Origin of the sequence: Halobacillus locisalis, from assembly GCF_013694105.1 — a bacterium.
GTDB classification, from domain to species: domain Bacteria; phylum Bacillota; class Bacilli; order Bacillales; family Halobacillaceae; genus Halobacillus; species Halobacillus locisalis.
In genome coordinates this window covers 855,472-873,504 of record NZ_JACEFG010000002.1, presented here as the reverse complement: position 1 = coordinate 873,504, position 18,033 = coordinate 855,472, and the positions used below count along the sequence as shown (strand labels likewise).

Below are 18,033 nucleotides of genomic sequence, written 5' to 3'. Positions count from 1 at the left end.
AATCCCCTCTCTTTTTTTATTGTTGATTTTCTGACTTACGGATGAATAGAGTTGTAGTTGCTAGCAGTGCTAGGATGGATGCGAAAATCCACATGTTGTTGGAATCTGCTGTTCCACCTAGACCTGTGTCCGGCATTTCAGATGGCATATCTGCTGCGAATTTTTCTGGGAATTGAGCTACAAATCCAGAAGACAGGGCTTTGGAAGCTCCGAACATATGAGCATAAGCTGTACGTAGCTGCTCGTACGTTGCCGCGTAGTCTTCTTCTACATAGCTATCAAAAGTACCCGTCAACTGATTCACGTGTTCTTGAAGATTTCCAGCAAGAACATCAGCGTCCAATTCGCCTCCCGTTGCTGTTTCAAGGAATTGAGAGAAGTCTGCACGGTATTGAGTTAACGCTTGTAGTGCTTCCTCTTTCATCTCAGCGTCGTCTGCACCTGTCGCTTTTACATAATCTACAAAGTTACCGATGTGACCAGACCACATTTCTTTGAACTGGGCACCCGCTTCTTCCCCATAGATGGAAGAAATAGCTGCGGCTAAATCATCTGTATTATTCGATAGAGCTTGTACGGATGCATCGAAGTCTTCTGCTCCATCAATACCATTCTGCATAGCCATCGCTGCTAGACCAGCATGTTCACTTAGCAAGTGGTTCAGGTTAGAGCGAAGGTCTGCTGCTGGAGTAACGGCTTTTGTATTGTTGAATTTATCAGGGAACTGATTCACAATCGCACTAGAAAGTCCTTTACTTACCCCATACATATGTTTGATCGCTTCACGTTCATACTCATAGGCTTTCTCGTAATCGCCTGCTACATAACTGTCAAAAGCACCAATCAATTGTTTTACGTGCATTTGAAGTCCTTCAGCTAGTGCATCAGCTTCTAGACGTTCGCCTGTCGCTGATTCAAGGAATTGAGAGAAGTCTTGTCGATATTGGTTCAATTCATCTAATGCCATCTGTTTCATTTCTTCGTCATTGTTTGCTGTTCCATTTACGTAATCAACGAAGAATCCGATATGATCTGTCCACATTTGACTGAATTGCTGTCCGGCTTCTTCCCCATATACAGATGCAATAGCGCCTGATAGATCTTCCGTGTTCGCGGATAGCGCGGCTGCAGACTGTTCAAAGTCAGCTGCTCCTTCTGCACCTTTTCTCATCGTTTCAACGGCTAGATAAGCGTGTTCACTTAATAGGTTATCTAAAGTTGATCGTAGTTCAACAGCTTCTGTCGTTACGCTTGGCTTGGCATGATCTTGTGCGCTGACACTCAATGTTGTCGGAATTAATAACGACACACTCAACGGTACGGCTAGAAATGCATTTCTCACGTTCTTATTCATAATGTAAATCTCTCCTTTGTTTTTGATTAATCACTAAGCTATCGGGAGAGTTTTACGATTGGATCACTATTTGATCAAAAAATATTGAGAAACCATGCAGATTTGATCTATAGACCTTGTCATATCAAGGTTTATACTTTTTAAGTTTTTTATGAAATTATATTGATTTTGTTTAATGGGAGGGGAAGGGGTGTCCCAAATGAGAGGGGAGATGTCTGAATTATGTGAGCGGGTGTCCGATTTCTTGTGCGCTTTGTCCGAATAAGAGCCGAATGTCCGATTTAGGGCATCCTATGTCTGATTTGCGTGAGCGGGTGTCCGATTTCTTAGACGATCTGTCCGAATTAATAAAGTAAATGTCCGATTCAGCCACCTTGCATAATAAAAGAGGCCTGAAATCCATACATCAGATTTCAGACCTCTTCTTACTTCTATAAACTAGAACTCAAAATCACATCGCCTTGTGGAGTTTCGCTTGTTGCATCTGGTTCTTTAGATATGGCAACAGCATCCCAATCAGCGTCCGCCGGCAAGTCATCCATTGAATAGGCCACGGCCCCTTCACCGTTTTCATTGGCAACAAATGTTCCGGCACGATATGGCTTATCTCCTTCAAGTAACCACACTTGATAAACTTCGTCACCCTGAAGCTGATCAAGCTGCTCGGCTTGTAACGTCAATAAATTCTTGTCGTTTTGACGAATCATAGCGGCTATAGCACTGGCATCCGTTGCTTCCCCTTGCAACTGGACACGTTGATTCACAATATCTGTACTGTCTACTGCTGGTGGTTCGTTCGCAACCTCTTCATCACCACCCGTCAAAACGAGTATATTTCCTAACAATGATAACGTTAAGGCTGCTGCCAAACCACGCATCACCCAACGTTGGTTGTTACGTTTCGGCTGTGGTTCTTTCGGTTCTGTCTCTTCTTTCCTGCGCTCCTCGAATGAAACCACGTTATTCTCTTGAGAATCAGACTCTTTTTCAGCAAAAACGGCACCTAACACACGGTCTTTCATCCCTTCTGGAGGATCGACGGGTTCAGTGCTGAATGGCAAATCTTCTGTTAATAACTGGAGCTCTTCAATTTCTTCACGACATTCGTCACAAGACGCAAGATGGCGTTCAAACTCTTCTCTCTCTTTTTCTGTCAATTCATGATTAAAATAGTCTAGTACTTTCTCGCATTCACGCATCACGTATCCCCCCTTCCGCTGTTGATATGTGCTTCTTCAGGTGTTTTAAGGCGAGCCTCAACCTGCCTTTTACGGTACCTAAAGGCAAATCGCATTCTTCAGCGATTTTACTTTGGCTGCATCCTTGGAAATAAAATAAGTGAACGATTTTCTGTTGATCATCAGATAATTGGTCAATCGCTTTACGGACCTCTGAACTCTTCTCTTTCCACTCGACAAGATCCTCAACAGAATCCCCCTGTTGTTCTGGCATGTCGGTCTCTTCTTCTAAAGACACACTCTCGTTCTTCTTCGCACGAATGATATCGATTGCTGTGTAACGCGTAATGGTAACGATCCAAGACGAAAACTTTCCTTTTGTTTCATCGTACTTGGCCTTATGTGTCCATAGCTTAATGAATACTTCCTGCAATACTTCTTCGGCTAATGATGGATCGGATGATAATTTTATGACGAATGAATACAGTAATTTTTCATATTTATCGTAAATCGCTTCCAGCGATTCTTTATCACCATCGATCATCTTCTGATAATGCTCAAGATCACGATTACTCATAACACACCCCTTTTCCACAGTTGCTAACGCCATCATAGCATACCTCACTCCCAGGGGCTTTACATAGCTATCGTCTATATCATCAAAATGGATCACTCATTAGTAAAATGATCCATTTTTTTGGTGTCTGACAATCAAGTAGTGATGTGTCGATAATGAAAGATATTCCCCGGGAAATGATTAAACGTTTGTCGGAAATAAGCGAAAAGGTGGAAGATATCATAATTTTACATACAAAACAAAAGCTCCTCCTAAAGGAGAAGCTTTTATCTTACAATACTTTACTTAAGAATTCTTGCGTTCGTGGGTTTTGCGGATTGTCGAAAATATTGTCTGGTGTATCTTCCTCCATGATAATCCCTTCATCCATGAAGAGAACCCGATCACCCACTTCTTTTGCAAATCCCATCTCGTGAGTGACGACGACCATAGTCATTCCCTCTTTGGCTAAGTCTTTCATAACCTCCAGCACATCACCCACCAGTTCTGGGTCAAGCGCCGATGTCGGTTCATCGAAAAGCATGATTCGTGGTTCCATGGCCAATGAACGCGCAATCGCAACACGCTGCTTTTGTCCACCAGATAAGCTTTCAGGATATACATGCGCTTTGTCGCTAAGTCCGACCTTTTCAAGCAGAGGAAGCGCTACTTTCTCTGCTTCTTGTTTATTCATTCCCTTAACTTTAATAGGGCCAAGCGTAATGTTCTCTAGTACAGTGCGGTGTGGAAACAAATTGAAGTGCTGAAACACCATGCCGACACGTGAACGTACTTCGTTAATGTTGATTTTCTTATCGGCAATATTGTCTCCTTCGATATAGACATCGCCGGAAGTGATTTCTTCAAGCAAGTTCAAACAACGTAAGAACGTACTTTTCCCTGATCCAGAAGGACCGATGACGCAAACCACTTCTTTTTCAGCAATCTCTGCTTCGATTCCTTTTAATACTTCTGTATCGCCAAACGATTTATGCAAATTCTTTACGCTAATCATCAGACATCCAATCTCCTTTCGACTCTACGTAAGTACACTGCGGTTGGTACCGTAATCAAGAGGTACATCAGACAGACCATTGTGAGGGCTTCAAAGGCTGCGAATGTAGACCCGTAGTATTGCTGTCCCATATACAACAGCTCGGTAACGGCAATAACCGAGAAAAGAGAAGTATCTTTCAAACTGATTACAAACTGGTTCCCAAGTGGCGGAATCATGCGTCTGAATGCTTGCGGCCAGATGATGTACCGCATCGTCTGGTTGCGGGTAAGACCAACCGATCGGCCCGCTTCCATTTGACCTTTGTCAATTGAATAAACAGCACCACGGACAATTTCAGCTATGTAAGCACCAGCGTTAATCGCAATCGCAATAATGGAAGCAGATATCTTATCAATATTGATCCCTGTCAAGTCGGATAAACCAAAGTAAATAAATAAGATTTGCGCCAAAATCGGCGTACCGCGTACCGCTTCTACGTAAACAGTTGCAATTCCATAAATAATCTTATTGTGAGATAAGCGGGCAAACCCGAAAATCGCACCTAGTATAAAACCGATAATCAGTCCAACTACCGTGATCAATAACGTCCAAACGAGACCTTCTAAAAGGAACGGCATAACCCGGTAGTAGTGAGATTCTGTAATAAACTCCATATCTGTATTCGCTCCTTGCATTCGTATTAAATGTGGTTGTTTGATAGAAGCACTTTATGTCTCATACTTCCTTATTTTATTCAGACCCTTACTTAAGGAGATCCAAACCTCACCAAATTTCGCTATGATTTTTAAAAGAAAAAGAACGCAACAAGCTAATCCTTGCTACGCCCTTTTTGATCAGCTATACCTAATGACTATAGATTCTTTACTCAGATGATTCCGTTCCGTACTTGCGCTCCCCGAACCACTCTTCATAAATATCATCATAGGTTCCATTGTCGATCAATGTTTGAAGAGCTGTGTTGACGTCTTCTACAAGTTCAGAGTCTTGAGGAAAAGCGATTCCGTATTGCTCCCCTTGCAGGATTTCTCCAACCGTTTTCAAACCAGCAGCATCATTTGCTACGTAATATTGAACGTTTGGAACGTCATACATAACGGCATCTAGACGACCAGACTCCAAGTCCATGTACGCTTCAACAATTCCTGGGAAGGTTACAAGCTCAGCATCCGGGTGGTTATCTTTAATGTATTGCTCACTTGTCGTACCTGAGCGTGTACCTACTTTTTTACCAGCAAGGTCCGCTTCAGATTCAATTTCATTGTTATCTTCACTAACCGCGATCATAAGACCGGCATCATAGTATGGATCAGAGAAATCGATTGTTTCCTTACGCTCCTCCGTAATCGTCATACCTGCAATACCGATATCGAATCGACCGGACTGCATTCCACTGACAACACCATCGAACTTCATAGACTCGATATTGATTTCAAAGCCAGCTTCTTCCGCAATCGCCTTGATCAAATCGATATCAAATCCTTCCATTTCTCCCGTTTCTTCATTCATAAATTCAAATGGTACAAAGTTATTATCCGTAGCAACGGTATATGTCTCTGTAGCATCCGCATTATTAGCTTCTGTGCCTCCACAAGCAGCTAATAGACTAACCATGGCAACAACAACAAAAAATAATGACCACTTTCTCATCAAACGACTCCCCCTTTTTATATGTCCGAGTATAATTATCTCAAATGTTTCCACTAATTAAAATTTTCTGAATAATGAATATTAAGTCATATTCATGCAAATTTAGTAGTTTTATTAGAATAAATATAATCATTCTATTCATTTCTCACTTTCTTAGCTTCTAGCTCTTTAATCCTCTAAAATCGCAAATTGACAAATCAGCAAATAAAAAAGACAAGACCCATTAAGAGAGTCTTGCCTTTCATGTTGTTTACCTATCTCATTCAGAAGCAAAGTCTTGCGTGTAGTAAATTCCATAAGGGCTATCCTTGTCAACTCTTACTCCCACACCAATGAGGTCGTGCTCAGCCAATAGGTTTTTTCTATGACCGGCTGAGTTCATCCATCCTTCCATAGCTTCAATTCCTGTAGCATAGCCCGCAGCAATATTCTCACCGCTACTTCTATAGGAAAGATTCGCATCATTCAATCGATCGAGAATCCCCTGCCCCTGCAAGTTCACGTGTGCAAAATATTCATTGTCCGCCATATCGACACTATGACGATAAGCCACCTCATCAATTTTCACATCTCGCTTGAGAGGGTTCAGTCCATAGCGGACTCGAATGGCATTTGTGATCTGATAGATTTGCATATCTGATACTTCTTCTAATGTATTGGTTCGATTATAATACATTTCCTCTGCTTTTCGTGACATGATCAATGTACTGGTCAGTTTACTATTACGGAATACGTCTAGGAATAAATAGAGCGTGACATCTTCTCTCCCCATAATGAACTTCTCTGGACGCCCATCATCGTCTTTGATCATATATGCTCTCTCTTTATATGTTTTTTCTAAGCTATCAAAAGAAGCGTTTAACCTGAACTTCCCGGAAAGCTCGAATATGTCTTGATTCGTGTAATACCCATGAACGATATTCGCACCATTGTATAAAACCATTATAAAATCCTCAAACTGATCATGGTACACTTCCCATCGGTACTCGTCTGAAAGGTGCGCCACTTCGACAGGCTCTCCGAAATCTGCTGTGACATCAGACTTGTTGGATTCCGTCACGATGAGATCGTTCACCTGCAATTCCTGATCAGCCTGTTCATTCACTGTAAAGGTTTTGGTGAACGTCTCCTTCATCGGTGTGCCTTCGATAGAAGATAATGCAGGGGTTATGTATATCGTATACGTTTGGCCTGGTTTGAATGTCCAAGGCGTCATGCCCACTACTTCAACAAACTTGTTGTCAGATGATGCTTGGAGCTGGACCGGAACCTTATTACGATCTTTGTCCCATACGTAAATCGCCTCGTTTAAATTACTGAAGTCCATAGCTGTATTGAAGGTCACGGTCCAAGACTTGTTGGACCAAACGGTATCCGTCTCTTCTGCAGCTATTGGTGAATAAGATAGAATAAATAAGATTATAAGAGCCATGATCAATCGTTTCATCTGCTTGTCTCCTCCCAGAAGTATGTAATAGAACCATCTATACCCTTATTCCCTATATCGACATAGAAAACCTGCCTATTTATGAAATCAGAAGAAAAAAGGTCCTAATACCTTTTCCTCTGATTTCATGAAACGAAACATGAACTTCCGTTTGGAATATAGTGGGTGATTCTTCTATTCTATGAGAGTCCTGACTTTTTGACAAATCACTTCCATGTAAGGAATTGATAGGGCAGGTGTCCGAAAAAACTCGCGCCGATGTCCGATAAAGTGCATCTCTTGTCCGAATTCGAAGTGAATGTCCTAATTCGTTCGCCACTTGTCTGAATAGCCCGACTAGATGTCCGGATTCCCCCTCCTCCCGTCCGATTAACCTGAGCAAATGTCCGAATTCCCATTTGTACCACTTTATAAGTTTTAAAAAAACGAGCATGCGAAAATGCATGCTCGTCCTACTTCCTTATTGGATTGTAAAGTTCATTTGTACCGCACTCTTAAGGGCTAGGCCATTCTGGTTTGCAGCATCACTAGCAATAATTAATGTGTAAGTCTCGCCAGTATTATATGCCTGGTCTGGAATAACTTCCACAACATTCTTCTCTGCATTGTATGCAACGTCAACCGATACGATCTGCATGTCTTTGTCAAAAACAAAGAAATTCAGAGCATCGACTTTCTCTTGAGTCATCGCGGTATTGAATTGAACTTCCCATACTTTGTTTTCTTCAACCTCTGATTTTTCTTCAAATTCTTCTTTCTCTTCTTCTTTCACGTCATCAACGGCCTTCGCCTGTTCCGTTTGAAGCGTTTCTTCAAGTTCTTTCACGTCTGCGCGCAATTCATCAACTTCTTCAAACAGGGCGTTAATTTCAGACACGTCAGCGTCCGAACCAAGTTTTTTCTCTGCCCATGTAAGAAGTTTATTGATTTGCATTTCAACGACTTCAAGCTTCTTATTTTGTGCATTTAGTTTTCCAGACAAACTGTCGACGCCTTCATCCAATTGGTCAAGTTCTTCTTCTTCACCTTCTTCATCGTCGTCAGATACTACTTCTTCATCTGAATCCTCATCTTCCTTGTCAGATTCTTCGTCTCCGGACTCTTCATCTTTCTCATCAGACTCTTCGTCTCCGGACTCTCCGTCTTCTTCATCTGACTCTTCGTCATCGGACTCTCCGTCTTCTTCTTCAGATTCTTCATCGTCGGATTCTCCATCTTCTTCATCTGATTCTTCATCGTCGGATTCTCCATCTTCTTCATCAGACTCTTCGTCGTCGGACTCTCCGTCTTCTTCATCTGATTCTTCGTCATCGGACTCTCCGTCTTCTTCTTCAGATTCTTCATCGTCGGATTCTCCATCTTCTTCATCTGACTCTTCGTCGTCGGACTCTCCGTCTTCTTCATCTGAATCTTCGTCGTCGGACTCTTCATCTTCTTCATCTGAATCTTCGTCGTCGGACTCTTCATCTTCTTCATCTGAATCTTCGTCGTCGGATTCTTCATCTTCCTCATCAGACTCTTCGTCTGAATCTGTGTCGTCATCTGATAGATAGTCTTCATCTTCAATATCGAAGAAATATTCCATGCGATCGTCGATGCGCTCATTCTTCTCGTCAATTTTCTCTAGACGCTTCTTAAGTACTTCAACCCTTTTCTCGATGGCCCTTGAAAATGCTTGTTCTTTTTTCTCGTTCACTTTTTCAACTTTTTTCAGTTGAATGATTTCTGCTCTTTCCTGTCCTTTTAAACCTTTATCCGCCTGATCAGCAAATACGGTTACAGGTGCTGTTGTCAAAAAAGCAGCCGTGGATACGGTCGCGAAAATCTTCTTCCATTGTTTATTCATTCGACATACCTCCTAGAGTAATAAACGTTCTACTCTATCATATCGGGTAAAACCATTGTTTCTAAATAAGCCAAAAGTATATTTTTTCACTTTTGAATTTTCGGAAAAATTCCATGATTAGACAATTAATCATAACAAAAGGTGTATCCATCTCAACCCGAAATAGTAAACGATTACCTTGTGACTATGCTAGAATAGTAAATATAACCACTTGAAAGGGGCGTCGACTTTGGTCCAAGAATCGAATTTCGCATCTTCTGAATTTCAATCATTAAAAAAAGCTTCACAGAAGATGTTCTCAGTGATTACTCAACAATTAAATGTTAATTCCGCATATATTACACAAAAAGGCTCAAACGCTATGACTGTCATCAGTTCGTATAATGAAGATGAAGTAGTCATCGAAGAAGGTCTTGCTGTCGACTATGGAGATACGTTTTGTCGATTGATCATAAATAATGAACAAGCGGCTTTGAATGCTGTTAACTTGCAAAAAGATGAGTTAGCCAAAGAACTGGAAGCCACATCCGCCCTTGGGGTGAAAGGATTTTTAGGTGTATCCCTATTAGACTCAAACGGGGAAGTATTCGGTACCCTCTGTGCATTAGATAAAGAAGAAAAACATTTTGATGACAAGGATATCGAATTCATGAAATCGATGTCTGAGGTGCTTTCATACTTAATTGAACTGGATCAAACACAATATCATATGGGCTTTTTGAATGTGCCGATTATTCCCATTACAAAAGGTGTGTCTGCTTTACCACTCCAGGGTGTGATTGATGAAAAAAGGGCGCAGATCATTTTAGAGACTGTCTTGAAAGTCGGTGCGGAGAAACAAATGACGTACTTCATCATTGACTTATCTGGACTAATCATTTTAGATGACCATTTTCCGACCGTTCTCACTCAACTCGTACAATCTCTTCAATTAATGGGAATTGAGGCGATTATCACTGGTATGACTCCAGAAATCGCCAAGCATGAAGTCGGTAATGTCTCCTTACGTAACTTGAATGTAAAAACCGTAGCGGACCTAGAATCCGCGTTAGAACTCATAGGGTTTCAGCTTCATACTACGTGAATAAACGCAAATTTTTAAAAAATTATGAAAATAGTGCAAACCCTTATAGGCTGGAGCTTTTATACTAATCACAAGATCTTGAGAAGAGAGTAGACTGGTTCTAGTCTCATTCATGGAACTGGCGCTCACTCATTTAACTTACAGGGGAGTTGAAGAGTGTGAGAACAAAACCTGATGTTTTGATGCTTGATCGGGAATGGGTGCAGTTGATGGAGCAGGCTAAGTCAATGGGGTTAAGCAAACAAGATATTCAGAACTTTTTACGAGAAACTGAACAAGTACAACATCTCTCTCAATAGAGGTGTTATTTTTTTGATTCCTGTATAATAGAAGCAACAGGTACAGGTGAGGAGGTTTCTTCGTGACCGTTGTGAATCATGAATTGCTTCAGTTGTTAAAAGACTGTTCCATTGCTTTGAACACTCCCGTCTTCTTACTCAATCACCAAAAACGTACGCTATACCAGTTTCCCGAAAGTTTCAAGGCGCCTCCAGAAGAGCTGAAATCTACCCTTGATCAAGATGTCGACCAAAGCAACAGATTGCCTTACTCTTTACACTTCTCGATCGATGTGGTCGGACAGTGTTTTTTCCTTTACTCGATCAGGACAACAAGTGGTGAGAGCGCTACTATTGCCATTGGTCCTTTTCTTCAACAAGATATGGGACGTAAGCATATTCGAAAAGTGAAGGAGAAGCATGATCTTTCTACCGATGAGCAGGAATTATTTTTATACTTTGAGCAACAGCCTTTATGGATGCCCTATCAGGTTCCTGTTCTTGAACGTGTATTAGCCAGACTTCTGCCCATGCAATCCGAAGGAGAAATGAAACAAGAACAATCGAACCTTGCCTACAGTACAGCTTATTCCGATTTTTCAAATCAATATGTTTCCTCCACATTAGTGGAGCAATGGAGATTCAGGTTTTTCAACTCGTTTAAAAACGGCGATGGCCGTACGATGGAAGTGTACGAAGAATATAAAGCGCACGATACCGCAGACCTTGGAAATGGGGATGCTTTGCGATCGGAGAAAAACAGACTGATTCGTTTAGTTACAGAGCTGACGCATCTTAGTACTGAGGTAGGTGGCCCCCAAGGTGAAATGATTCTCCTCAACGAGTTCTACATAAACTTCTTAGAAACGATCACCTCACCTGATGAACTGGCTGAACTTGAACAAAACATTATTTTTTCATTCTACCAACGACTCCACCAATCGGATAAACCGAGGTACTCTCCCATCATTGAACGCGCACGCCGCTATATTTTTCAACATTTATCAGATGAACTGAGCCTTAAGGATATTGCCAAGGAAATCAATGTTCATAAAGGCTACTTATCTAGCGTCTTTAAGAAAGAAGTCGGTGAACCTGTCTCTCAATACATCAATAGACTGCGGATCAAGGAAGCGAAAGAATTATTGAGCATTACCGATTACTCTTTATTGGATATCAGCTCGATGCTCGGCTACAATAGTCAAAGCTATTTCACTCGTGTTTTTAAGCAAATGGAAGGAATCGGACCAAAAGAGTTCCGTGTACGATATAAAATGAACACCAAAGGTTAGCGAAATCATTCGCTAACCTTTTCAGTTTGTTGAGAAAGCCACTTTCGGTTCTGCCAAAATGAGAAGGAGCCGGTAGCGTGGAAACGACTCCCTTTCCGCAGGAGGCGGTGAGCTTCCTCGTTCGCTACGCGACCTGGGGGATCTCACCCAAGCCTCAGGATCCTGCAGGAGTGTCGCCGTTTCCACGCCACCTCACAATAGCAAGACTGAACCTCTAGAGAATTCAACGAAAATGAGGAACTCTACGGATGACTGCACCATGCTTGACGAGGTTCTGTTCCCACTATTTATCGCATAGTGGGATGGAAAACGGGGAGACTCCCGCGGGAGAAGGACTCAAGGAAGACCCCACAGGGAGTGTTAACGAGCGAGGAGGCTTGCCGGCTCCCCCGCAATAAAGCGAGTCGTTTTCCATCCCACGGTATTCTCATACGATCTAACAGAACCGTTTCCCTGACTTCTGCAGGCAGCCTGAAAAGGTTAGCGAAATCATTCGCTAACCTTTTATAATTCCACTAAATTCGACGGCAGAGGGAGAAAAGCGCAGATATTTACTGTTTTTCTGTTCTTAATAAAGGAATACAGGTATTTATTTGTTCTGTAAAAAGAATTATAATATTCTCAATAAAGAACAAAAAATACGTGAAAGTCTTCTGGAGAAGGGGGTTTAGTAAACGATGGGTACCCTTGGTGAAAAAATTAAATTCCTCAGGACTGAAAAAGGCTTGTCCGTCAACGAATTTTCTAGGCTTTCCAACGTATCAAAGTCTTATATCAGCAATATCGAACGCGGCGTTCAAAAGAATCCGTCTCTCATTGTTTTGAATAAACTTGCTAAAACGCTTGGTGTGCCTTTGGATGAGTTGATCTCTTAGAAAGGAGTTCACAGATGGGTGATTCTATGATTCCTGAAAACTCGTATGAAGACTGGGTCTATTTAATTCTAGAAGCTAAACGACTCGGCATGACCAAAGAACAAATCAAATCGTTCCTTGAGGAAGAATTGTAACGCCTATTTATTTTTCGTCCATGATGAAACGAAACCTTAACCAAATCGTCTAATGGATAGATTCTGCAAAAATAGACGTTTCGTTTGACAACATTTGGTGAATATTCACATAAAAAAGGTGATTTCAATGGACAATCTAAAAGAAATACTTCAAGATATCATTCACGTTTCAGAGACGGACCACAATTTATCCTCGAAAGATGTCATCAACCATTTGATTGAGGAACTGCAGAAATAATTGGTTGTGATACTGTCTGATATTTGCTATAGTTTAATTAACTAAATACTTTTCTTATTTCAATCAAACCTTGAAGTAAGGATAGAGGTGCGACAACCATCAGTACGTATGAGGAGGAGAATGAGATCCTTTGATTCATGCCGAAAGGGGACGTTGCCGAAGTGGAAGGAATCTCATATTCCGGAAGCTGGTTTCTCGGCTGAACAATCCGAGGACTGTCATATAGGAGACTATATGGAGGGCTATCTTACGCAGGAACGAACTTAGTTTCTACGGCAACAACGAGCCCTCGTTGTTGCCTTTTTGCTTTTATCAGCGCCCTCCACACAATATTTATAAAAGGGTGTGGAATGATGAATTTCGGTCAAGTACTAACAGCTATGGTGACTCCATTCGATCAGACTGGTGCCATTGATTTTGACAGAACCAACCAACTCATCGATTATTTAATCGCTCACGGATCAGACGCTCTCGTCATCACTGGCACGACAGGGGAATCACCGACTTTAACCGTGGATGAAAAAGTGAGCTTATATAAGCATGTCGTCCAAAAAGTCGATGGTCGTGTTCCCGTCATTGCCGGCACAGGATCCAACAACACACAAGCCTCCATTGAACTGACAAAACAAGCAGAAGCTGCCGGGGTAGACGCTGCTATGCTCGTCGTCCCTTACTATAATAAACCGACGCAGGAAGGATTGTATCAGCATTTCAAGGCCATCGCTGAATCCACTTCCCTTCCGATTATGCTGTACAACGTTCCAGGACGAAGTGTCGTGAGCATGGAACCTGATACAGTCGTCCGCCTTTCTTCAATTGATAATATCGTCTCAATCAAAGATGCAAGCGGGGATCTTGATGCAATGGCGGAAATGATTACGAGAACACCAGAGACCTTTACCGTATATAGCGGTGAAGACGGGTTGACGTTACCATCCTTAGCCATCGGTGCAACGGGCATCGTGTCCGTCTCAGCTCACGTACTCGGGGATGATATGCAGAAAATGATCGAATCTTTCCGCTCCGGCGATACGGTTTACGCCTCACGTATCCATCGTCAACTGTTGCCTAAAATGCAAGCTATTTTCTCTGCGCCAAGTCCTGGACCCGTCAAAGCCGCCCTCAACAAGCAGGGTGTGAATGTAGGTGGGGTCAGGCTCCCTTTACTGCCTTTGACGGAAGAGGAATCGGAAGAATTGGTGGCAACTTTGACGAAAGACTTGATTTCAGCTGACTAATCCCTCCCCCACCTACTCGCTAGGTGGGGGGTTTTTAGTAGAGGACGAGGCAGTCTCTTTTCCCTTTTCATCCTATAAACATTATAATGTTGATAAAATAGCTTACTAGAAAAGGACCCCTTATTATGCCGACTATCAAAAGAGTTCTGCTGATCAGCTTCATTTCCATTCTTCTCCTGTTATTCGGGATAGCCATTACGTTCATAATGCTTGGCCGTTCCTTCTTAGTCATCGAAGAGAAGATCAACCCATCAGAGGCGATCATTGTTCTGAGCGGTGATGATGGAAGACTCGAATATGGCGCTGATTTATACGAACCGGGTCAGCGTGTCATCTTGACGAATGCGACGGAACCGAACACGACCAGATCACTGGCCATTGAACTCGGAATCCAGGCTGACGACATAGTAGAAGAGAACGAGGCCACGAGCACTTATACCAATGCCACGCTCAGCCGAGACATCATGAACGAGCAGCAGCTGAGTTCGGCTATTGTCGTGACCAGCAACTATCACACGAGGCGAACGCGGATGACGTTCAACAAAATCTACGAATCTACTGACATCGATCTCAGCTATGCTGTCGCACCTTCGTCGTTCTCTACGACCGGTTCGATGACGCGCTATGAGCACCGGATCGCGTTCAGTGAATATGCGAAACTGACCGGCTACTGGCTACGCTTGTTTTTATTCTAGTATCTCGAAGCACAGTTACGGGAAATCCTGGTGGTTTCCGTTGCATAGTATAGCCTTTTGAAGGGCCGGGAAATGACTTGCTTTCCGTGGGCATGTGCTGAGCTTCCTCAGGCTTCGCCTTCCGGGATCTCACCGATCATGTACATCCGACAGGAGTCTCCCCATTTCCCCGCCCTTCTTGCTTACATAAGAAAAACGGAAACATCAGACGAACTGGTTCACGTCAAATAAACCAGATGCGCGAAAACCTTGCTACCTAGCGCGTAGTTTTACCAGTCATGATACACCCACCACGTTGAGGGTTCGTTCCTCGCTATGTCGAAAGAGGTGGTTTTGAAACAGCGAGACTCCCGCGGGATAAGGACTGAAGGAAGACCCCCCAGGGAGTGTCAACGACCGAGGAGGCTCGGCGGTTCCCCCGCAGGAAAGCGAGTTGTTTCAAAACCACCCGTCCCTTTTTTGGTGAAGAATTCTCAAATACGTATTTGAAGAGATATGAGAGTAAAAAAAGAAACCCGCCAGCGATGACGGGTTTTTCTTGCTACATATAAACTTCGATTTCCTTAATCCGGCGCGTCATACTCGAAGGGCTCACACTATACTTCTCGGCAATTTGCTTCTTCGTCACATTTTCAGAAGCCATAAATTCAAGAGCCGCCGCAAATACGCCTGCCTTCCGAATCGTAGGCACTTCCGTCTCACAGAAATTGCCCCATGCATTTCTCACTCGATCATACGCTTTCTTCCCTACAACATCGTCCTCCACTGTCTCTTCAAACAAGTCGAGCACTTCCTTATCTTCAGGACGGGCATCCCATTCACGCTCGCCCGTTTCCTGGCGAACCCACATCCGGAACTGCTCCGCTAAATGGGCTGTGAAATACTCTTCTGTCTTTTGCTCGTCACTCAACTTCTCCATATACGCTTTGAAGCGCTCCTCGTCCTGAGGAATCGCAATCGGCATGAACTGGTGCACATCGCCCCACTTCATCAATACTCCGAAATAATACGGCGCGCTTGCAATATCCTCTAAAGGAATCGATTCTTTGACGATGGAAAAAGTCGAATCATCGAACACGCTCTTCACGATTACGGCATCCTCATGATCGTCTAACGCGAAAACGCCTGCCGCTGCGTCCGTCCAGGCGACAAGGGATTCCTTAGATAGAGGGCGTGATACCTTCTCTTTTTCCTGCTCGACGAAATCGTCCATAATCGTCGTTCCGTCCTCTTGCTTGTCGAACACACTCCCTTGAAGCAAGGAGAAAAACTGTCCTAGATGCTCCTCTTGGGATTGTGGCTTCGAAGTAGGCAAAAGCTCCGCATAGTGATTGACAATGTGATCCTGGAAACGTTGGAAAGCGCGGTCCAACTCTTCTTTAATCGTTACACTAGGAAATTCGATCACCTTACTATTTCCACAGCACTTCTTATATTTTTTACCGCTCCCACAAGGGCACGGCTCATTCCTTCCGACTTTACTCATGATGTAACTCCTCTCGTACCTTGTTGTCCGTACTACATTATAAAGGAAGAAGTGCTTATGTACCAGGGGGAGAGGTTCACCCTCTAGGTCATTCCCCCTGAATTCTACTCATGAAACGATCCTTTTGTCAGTTGTTGCTTCAAACTCGAGGCCTTCTTCTTGATCGCTTGTTTATCATCCTGATCCTTTTTTGACCATTGACTGTAGATCAATTTCATCCGCGGATTATCACCTAACCTGTCTTCGTGACGATCAAGAAAATCCCAATACAGCGCATTGAACGGACAAGCATCCTCCTCTGTTTTATGCTTAGGATGGAACGGGCACTCGTTACAATAGTCGCTCATTTTATGAATATAGTTGGCCGAAGACACGTAAGGTTTTGTCGAAAGAAGCCCACCATCTGCAAACAACGCCATTCCTAATACGTTCGGCAGCACCACCCAGTCATAGGCATCAATGTACATTTCGTTAAACCAATCCGCTGTCTGCTGCGGGGAGATTCCGAATAAATTGGCGAAGTTGCCGAGTACCATCAACCGCTGAATGTGGTGACTATACCCTTTTTCAATAACCGGCTGGATGGATTGTTCCATACACTTCATCTTCGTTTTTCCCGTGTAAAAGAAGGACGGCAGATCGGTATCGTGATTCAGTTCGTTCACCTGTTTATAGTCCGGCATCTTTTTCACATAAATGCCCCGCATATATTCACGCCATCCGATGATTTGGCGAATGAACCCCTCTACGGCATTGAGAGGGGCCTCGCCGTCATGATAAGCCTGCTCTGCTTTTTCAATCACTTCCATCGGTTGAAGAAGACCCATATTGATGGCCGAAGATAAAAGAGAATGGGACATATCAGCGTTTCCGATCAGCATCGCATCTTGGTACGTACCGAAAGTCGGCAACCGATCCGAAATGAACTGATTCAGTGCCTTGAGCGCCTCTTTTCGCGTCACGGGCCACTCGAATGAATCCAGCTCACCTGGATTGTCTCCATAGTTTTCATTCACTTCATCCATCACTTGCTGCGTGATCTCATCAGGACGAAACGTTCTCTTTTTCGGAAAATCCATTCCACTCTTCGCCGGCTTCCGGTTTTCCTGATCGAATGACCACTTGCCTCCTATAGGGTCGTCCCCATCCATCAAGACACCCAAGTCTTTTCGTAAATTACGATAAAAAGAGTCCGCCTGCCACGGACCATCTCCCGGCAGCCGTTCTTTCACCTCATCTTTTGACAACAAAAACATCGGCTTTTCAGATTCATAGTGAACCTCTATCTTTTCTGGGAGCTCATCTTCCCATTTTTCAAGCGCCCGGCGCATCCGGTCATCGGTCACCTGCGTGATATGCACGTGATTCGGATTGAACGCTTTCTTATGCTCCTTCCACCCTTCACGGAAAGAGTCCGCTTTACGGTAATCCACCGTGAACCCTTTTTCCTCTAACTCTTTTGCAAAATGTCGCATACCCGAAAAAATCAACGTCAGCTTTTGCTTATGATAAGACTCCCACAAAGCTCGGGATTCCGCTTCCACCATCAAGATGACATCTTCGTCTTTATCGGCATCCTTCAAAATGGGTAAGTCCTTACATAGTTGGTTTCCAAAAATCCATCGTGTCACCATCGAATCACCTCCATAAACCATTCCCATAATCGA

General features: G+C 43.2%; 17 protein-coding genes and 1 riboswitch. Of the genes, 7 read left to right on the top strand and 10 right to left on the bottom strand.

Annotated elements, in window-relative coordinates; genetic code table 11:
• Nucleotides 1-16: 16 nt before the first annotated feature.
• From H0266_RS11335 to H0266_RS11300, 8 genes are all read right to left on the bottom strand, one after another.
• Nucleotides 17-1,354 carry a copper amine oxidase gene (locus H0266_RS11335; protein WP_181472490.1) on the bottom strand — a complete coding sequence of 446 codons (1,338 nt, stop codon included), beginning with the start codon at nucleotides 1,352-1,354 and terminating at the stop codon, nucleotides 17-19.
• A 431-nt stretch (nucleotides 1,355-1,785) separates the two neighbouring features.
• Nucleotides 1,786-2,553 (bottom strand): anti-sigma factor, encoded by a 768-nt coding sequence (locus H0266_RS11330; RefSeq protein WP_181472489.1) that lies wholly within the window; start codon nucleotides 2,551-2,553, stop codon nucleotides 1,786-1,788.
• Nucleotides 2,546-3,109 carry an RNA polymerase sigma factor gene (locus tag H0266_RS11325; protein WP_181472488.1) on the bottom strand — a complete coding sequence of 188 codons (564 nt, stop codon included), beginning with the start codon at nucleotides 3,107-3,109 and terminating at the stop codon, nucleotides 2,546-2,548. Before H0266_RS11325 ends, H0266_RS11330 begins: the two co-directional genes overlap by 8 nt.
• A gap of 271 nt (nucleotides 3,110-3,380) precedes the next feature.
• Nucleotides 3,381-4,103, bottom strand: a complete 723-nt coding sequence (locus tag H0266_RS11320; RefSeq protein ID WP_181472487.1) for an amino acid ABC transporter ATP-binding protein — start codon at nucleotides 4,101-4,103, stop codon at nucleotides 3,381-3,383.
• Nucleotides 4,103-4,759 (bottom strand): amino acid ABC transporter permease, encoded by a 657-nt coding sequence (locus H0266_RS11315; protein ID WP_181472486.1) that lies wholly within the window; start codon nucleotides 4,757-4,759, stop codon nucleotides 4,103-4,105. Before H0266_RS11315 ends, H0266_RS11320 begins: the two co-directional genes overlap by 1 nt.
• 208 nt (nucleotides 4,760-4,967) lie before the next feature.
• Entirely contained in the window at nucleotides 4,968-5,753 is a 786-nt protein-coding gene (locus tag H0266_RS11310; RefSeq protein ID WP_181472485.1) for a glutamine ABC transporter substrate-binding protein, read from the bottom strand.
• 259 nt (nucleotides 5,754-6,012) lie between these two features.
• Entirely contained in the window at nucleotides 6,013-7,200 is a 1,188-nt protein-coding gene (locus H0266_RS11305) for a CAP domain-containing protein (RefSeq protein ID WP_181472484.1), read from the bottom strand.
• Between the two features lie 460 nt (nucleotides 7,201-7,660).
• Entirely contained in the window at nucleotides 7,661-9,046 is a 1,386-nt protein-coding gene (locus H0266_RS11300; protein ID WP_181472483.1) for an Ig-like domain-containing domain, read from the bottom strand.
• 229 nt (nucleotides 9,047-9,275) lie between these two features.
• On the opposite strand from H0266_RS11300, the gene H0266_RS11295 reads away from it, so the two are divergent.
• The 7 genes from H0266_RS11295 to H0266_RS11265 all read left to right on the top strand — a co-directional run bounded on the left by H0266_RS11295 (nucleotide 9,276) and on the right by H0266_RS11265 (nucleotide 14,880).
• Entirely contained in the window at nucleotides 9,276-10,130 is an 855-nt protein-coding gene (locus tag H0266_RS11295; RefSeq protein WP_246363878.1) for a GAF domain-containing protein, read from the top strand.
• 158 nt (nucleotides 10,131-10,288) lie between these two features.
• On the top strand, nucleotides 10,289-10,429 hold the full coding sequence (locus tag H0266_RS11290) for an anti-repressor SinI family protein (RefSeq protein WP_343063263.1): 141 nt from the start codon (nucleotides 10,289-10,291) through the stop codon (nucleotides 10,427-10,429).
• Nucleotides 10,430-10,491: 62 nt separating this feature from the next.
• On the top strand, nucleotides 10,492-11,700 hold the full coding sequence (locus tag H0266_RS19690) for a helix-turn-helix domain-containing protein (protein ID WP_181472482.1): 1,209 nt from the start codon (nucleotides 10,492-10,494) through the stop codon (nucleotides 11,698-11,700).
• Between the two features lie 677 nt (nucleotides 11,701-12,377).
• Nucleotides 12,378-12,575: a helix-turn-helix domain-containing protein gene (locus tag H0266_RS11280; protein ID WP_181472481.1), complete on the top strand. Its 198-nt coding sequence runs from the start codon at nucleotides 12,378-12,380 to the stop codon at nucleotides 12,573-12,575.
• Between the two features lie 14 nt (nucleotides 12,576-12,589).
• The gene (locus tag H0266_RS11275; RefSeq protein ID WP_246363875.1) at nucleotides 12,590-12,709 is read left to right on the top strand and encodes an anti-repressor SinI family protein; all 120 of its coding nucleotides are present in this window, start codon (nucleotides 12,590-12,592) and stop codon (nucleotides 12,707-12,709) included.
• 312 nt (nucleotides 12,710-13,021) lie between these two features.
• Nucleotides 13,022-13,200: riboswitch (Lysine riboswitch) on the top strand.
• Nucleotides 13,201-13,297: 97 nt separating this feature from the next.
• Nucleotides 13,298-14,185 (top strand): 4-hydroxy-tetrahydrodipicolinate synthase, encoded by an 888-nt coding sequence (gene dapA / locus H0266_RS11270; RefSeq protein ID WP_246363874.1) that lies wholly within the window; start codon nucleotides 13,298-13,300, stop codon nucleotides 14,183-14,185.
• Nucleotides 14,186-14,310: 125 nt separating this feature from the next.
• Nucleotides 14,311-14,880 (top strand): YdcF family protein, encoded by a 570-nt coding sequence (locus H0266_RS11265; protein ID WP_181472479.1) that lies wholly within the window; start codon nucleotides 14,311-14,313, stop codon nucleotides 14,878-14,880.
• Nucleotides 14,881-15,421: 541 nt separating this feature from the next.
• On the opposite strand, the gene H0266_RS19460 is transcribed toward H0266_RS11265, so the two are convergent.
• Together H0266_RS19460 and H0266_RS11255 are read right to left on the bottom strand one after the other, a co-directional pair.
• Complete coding sequence (locus H0266_RS19460; protein ID WP_246363872.1) at nucleotides 15,422-16,366, bottom strand: SEC-C metal-binding domain-containing protein; 945 nt, start codon at nucleotides 16,364-16,366, stop codon at nucleotides 15,422-15,424.
• Nucleotides 16,367-16,470: 104 nt separating this feature from the next.
• Entirely contained in the window at nucleotides 16,471-18,000 is a 1,530-nt protein-coding gene (locus H0266_RS11255; RefSeq protein ID WP_181472478.1) for a cryptochrome/photolyase family protein, read from the bottom strand.
• Nucleotides 18,001-18,033 lie beyond the last annotated feature (33 nt).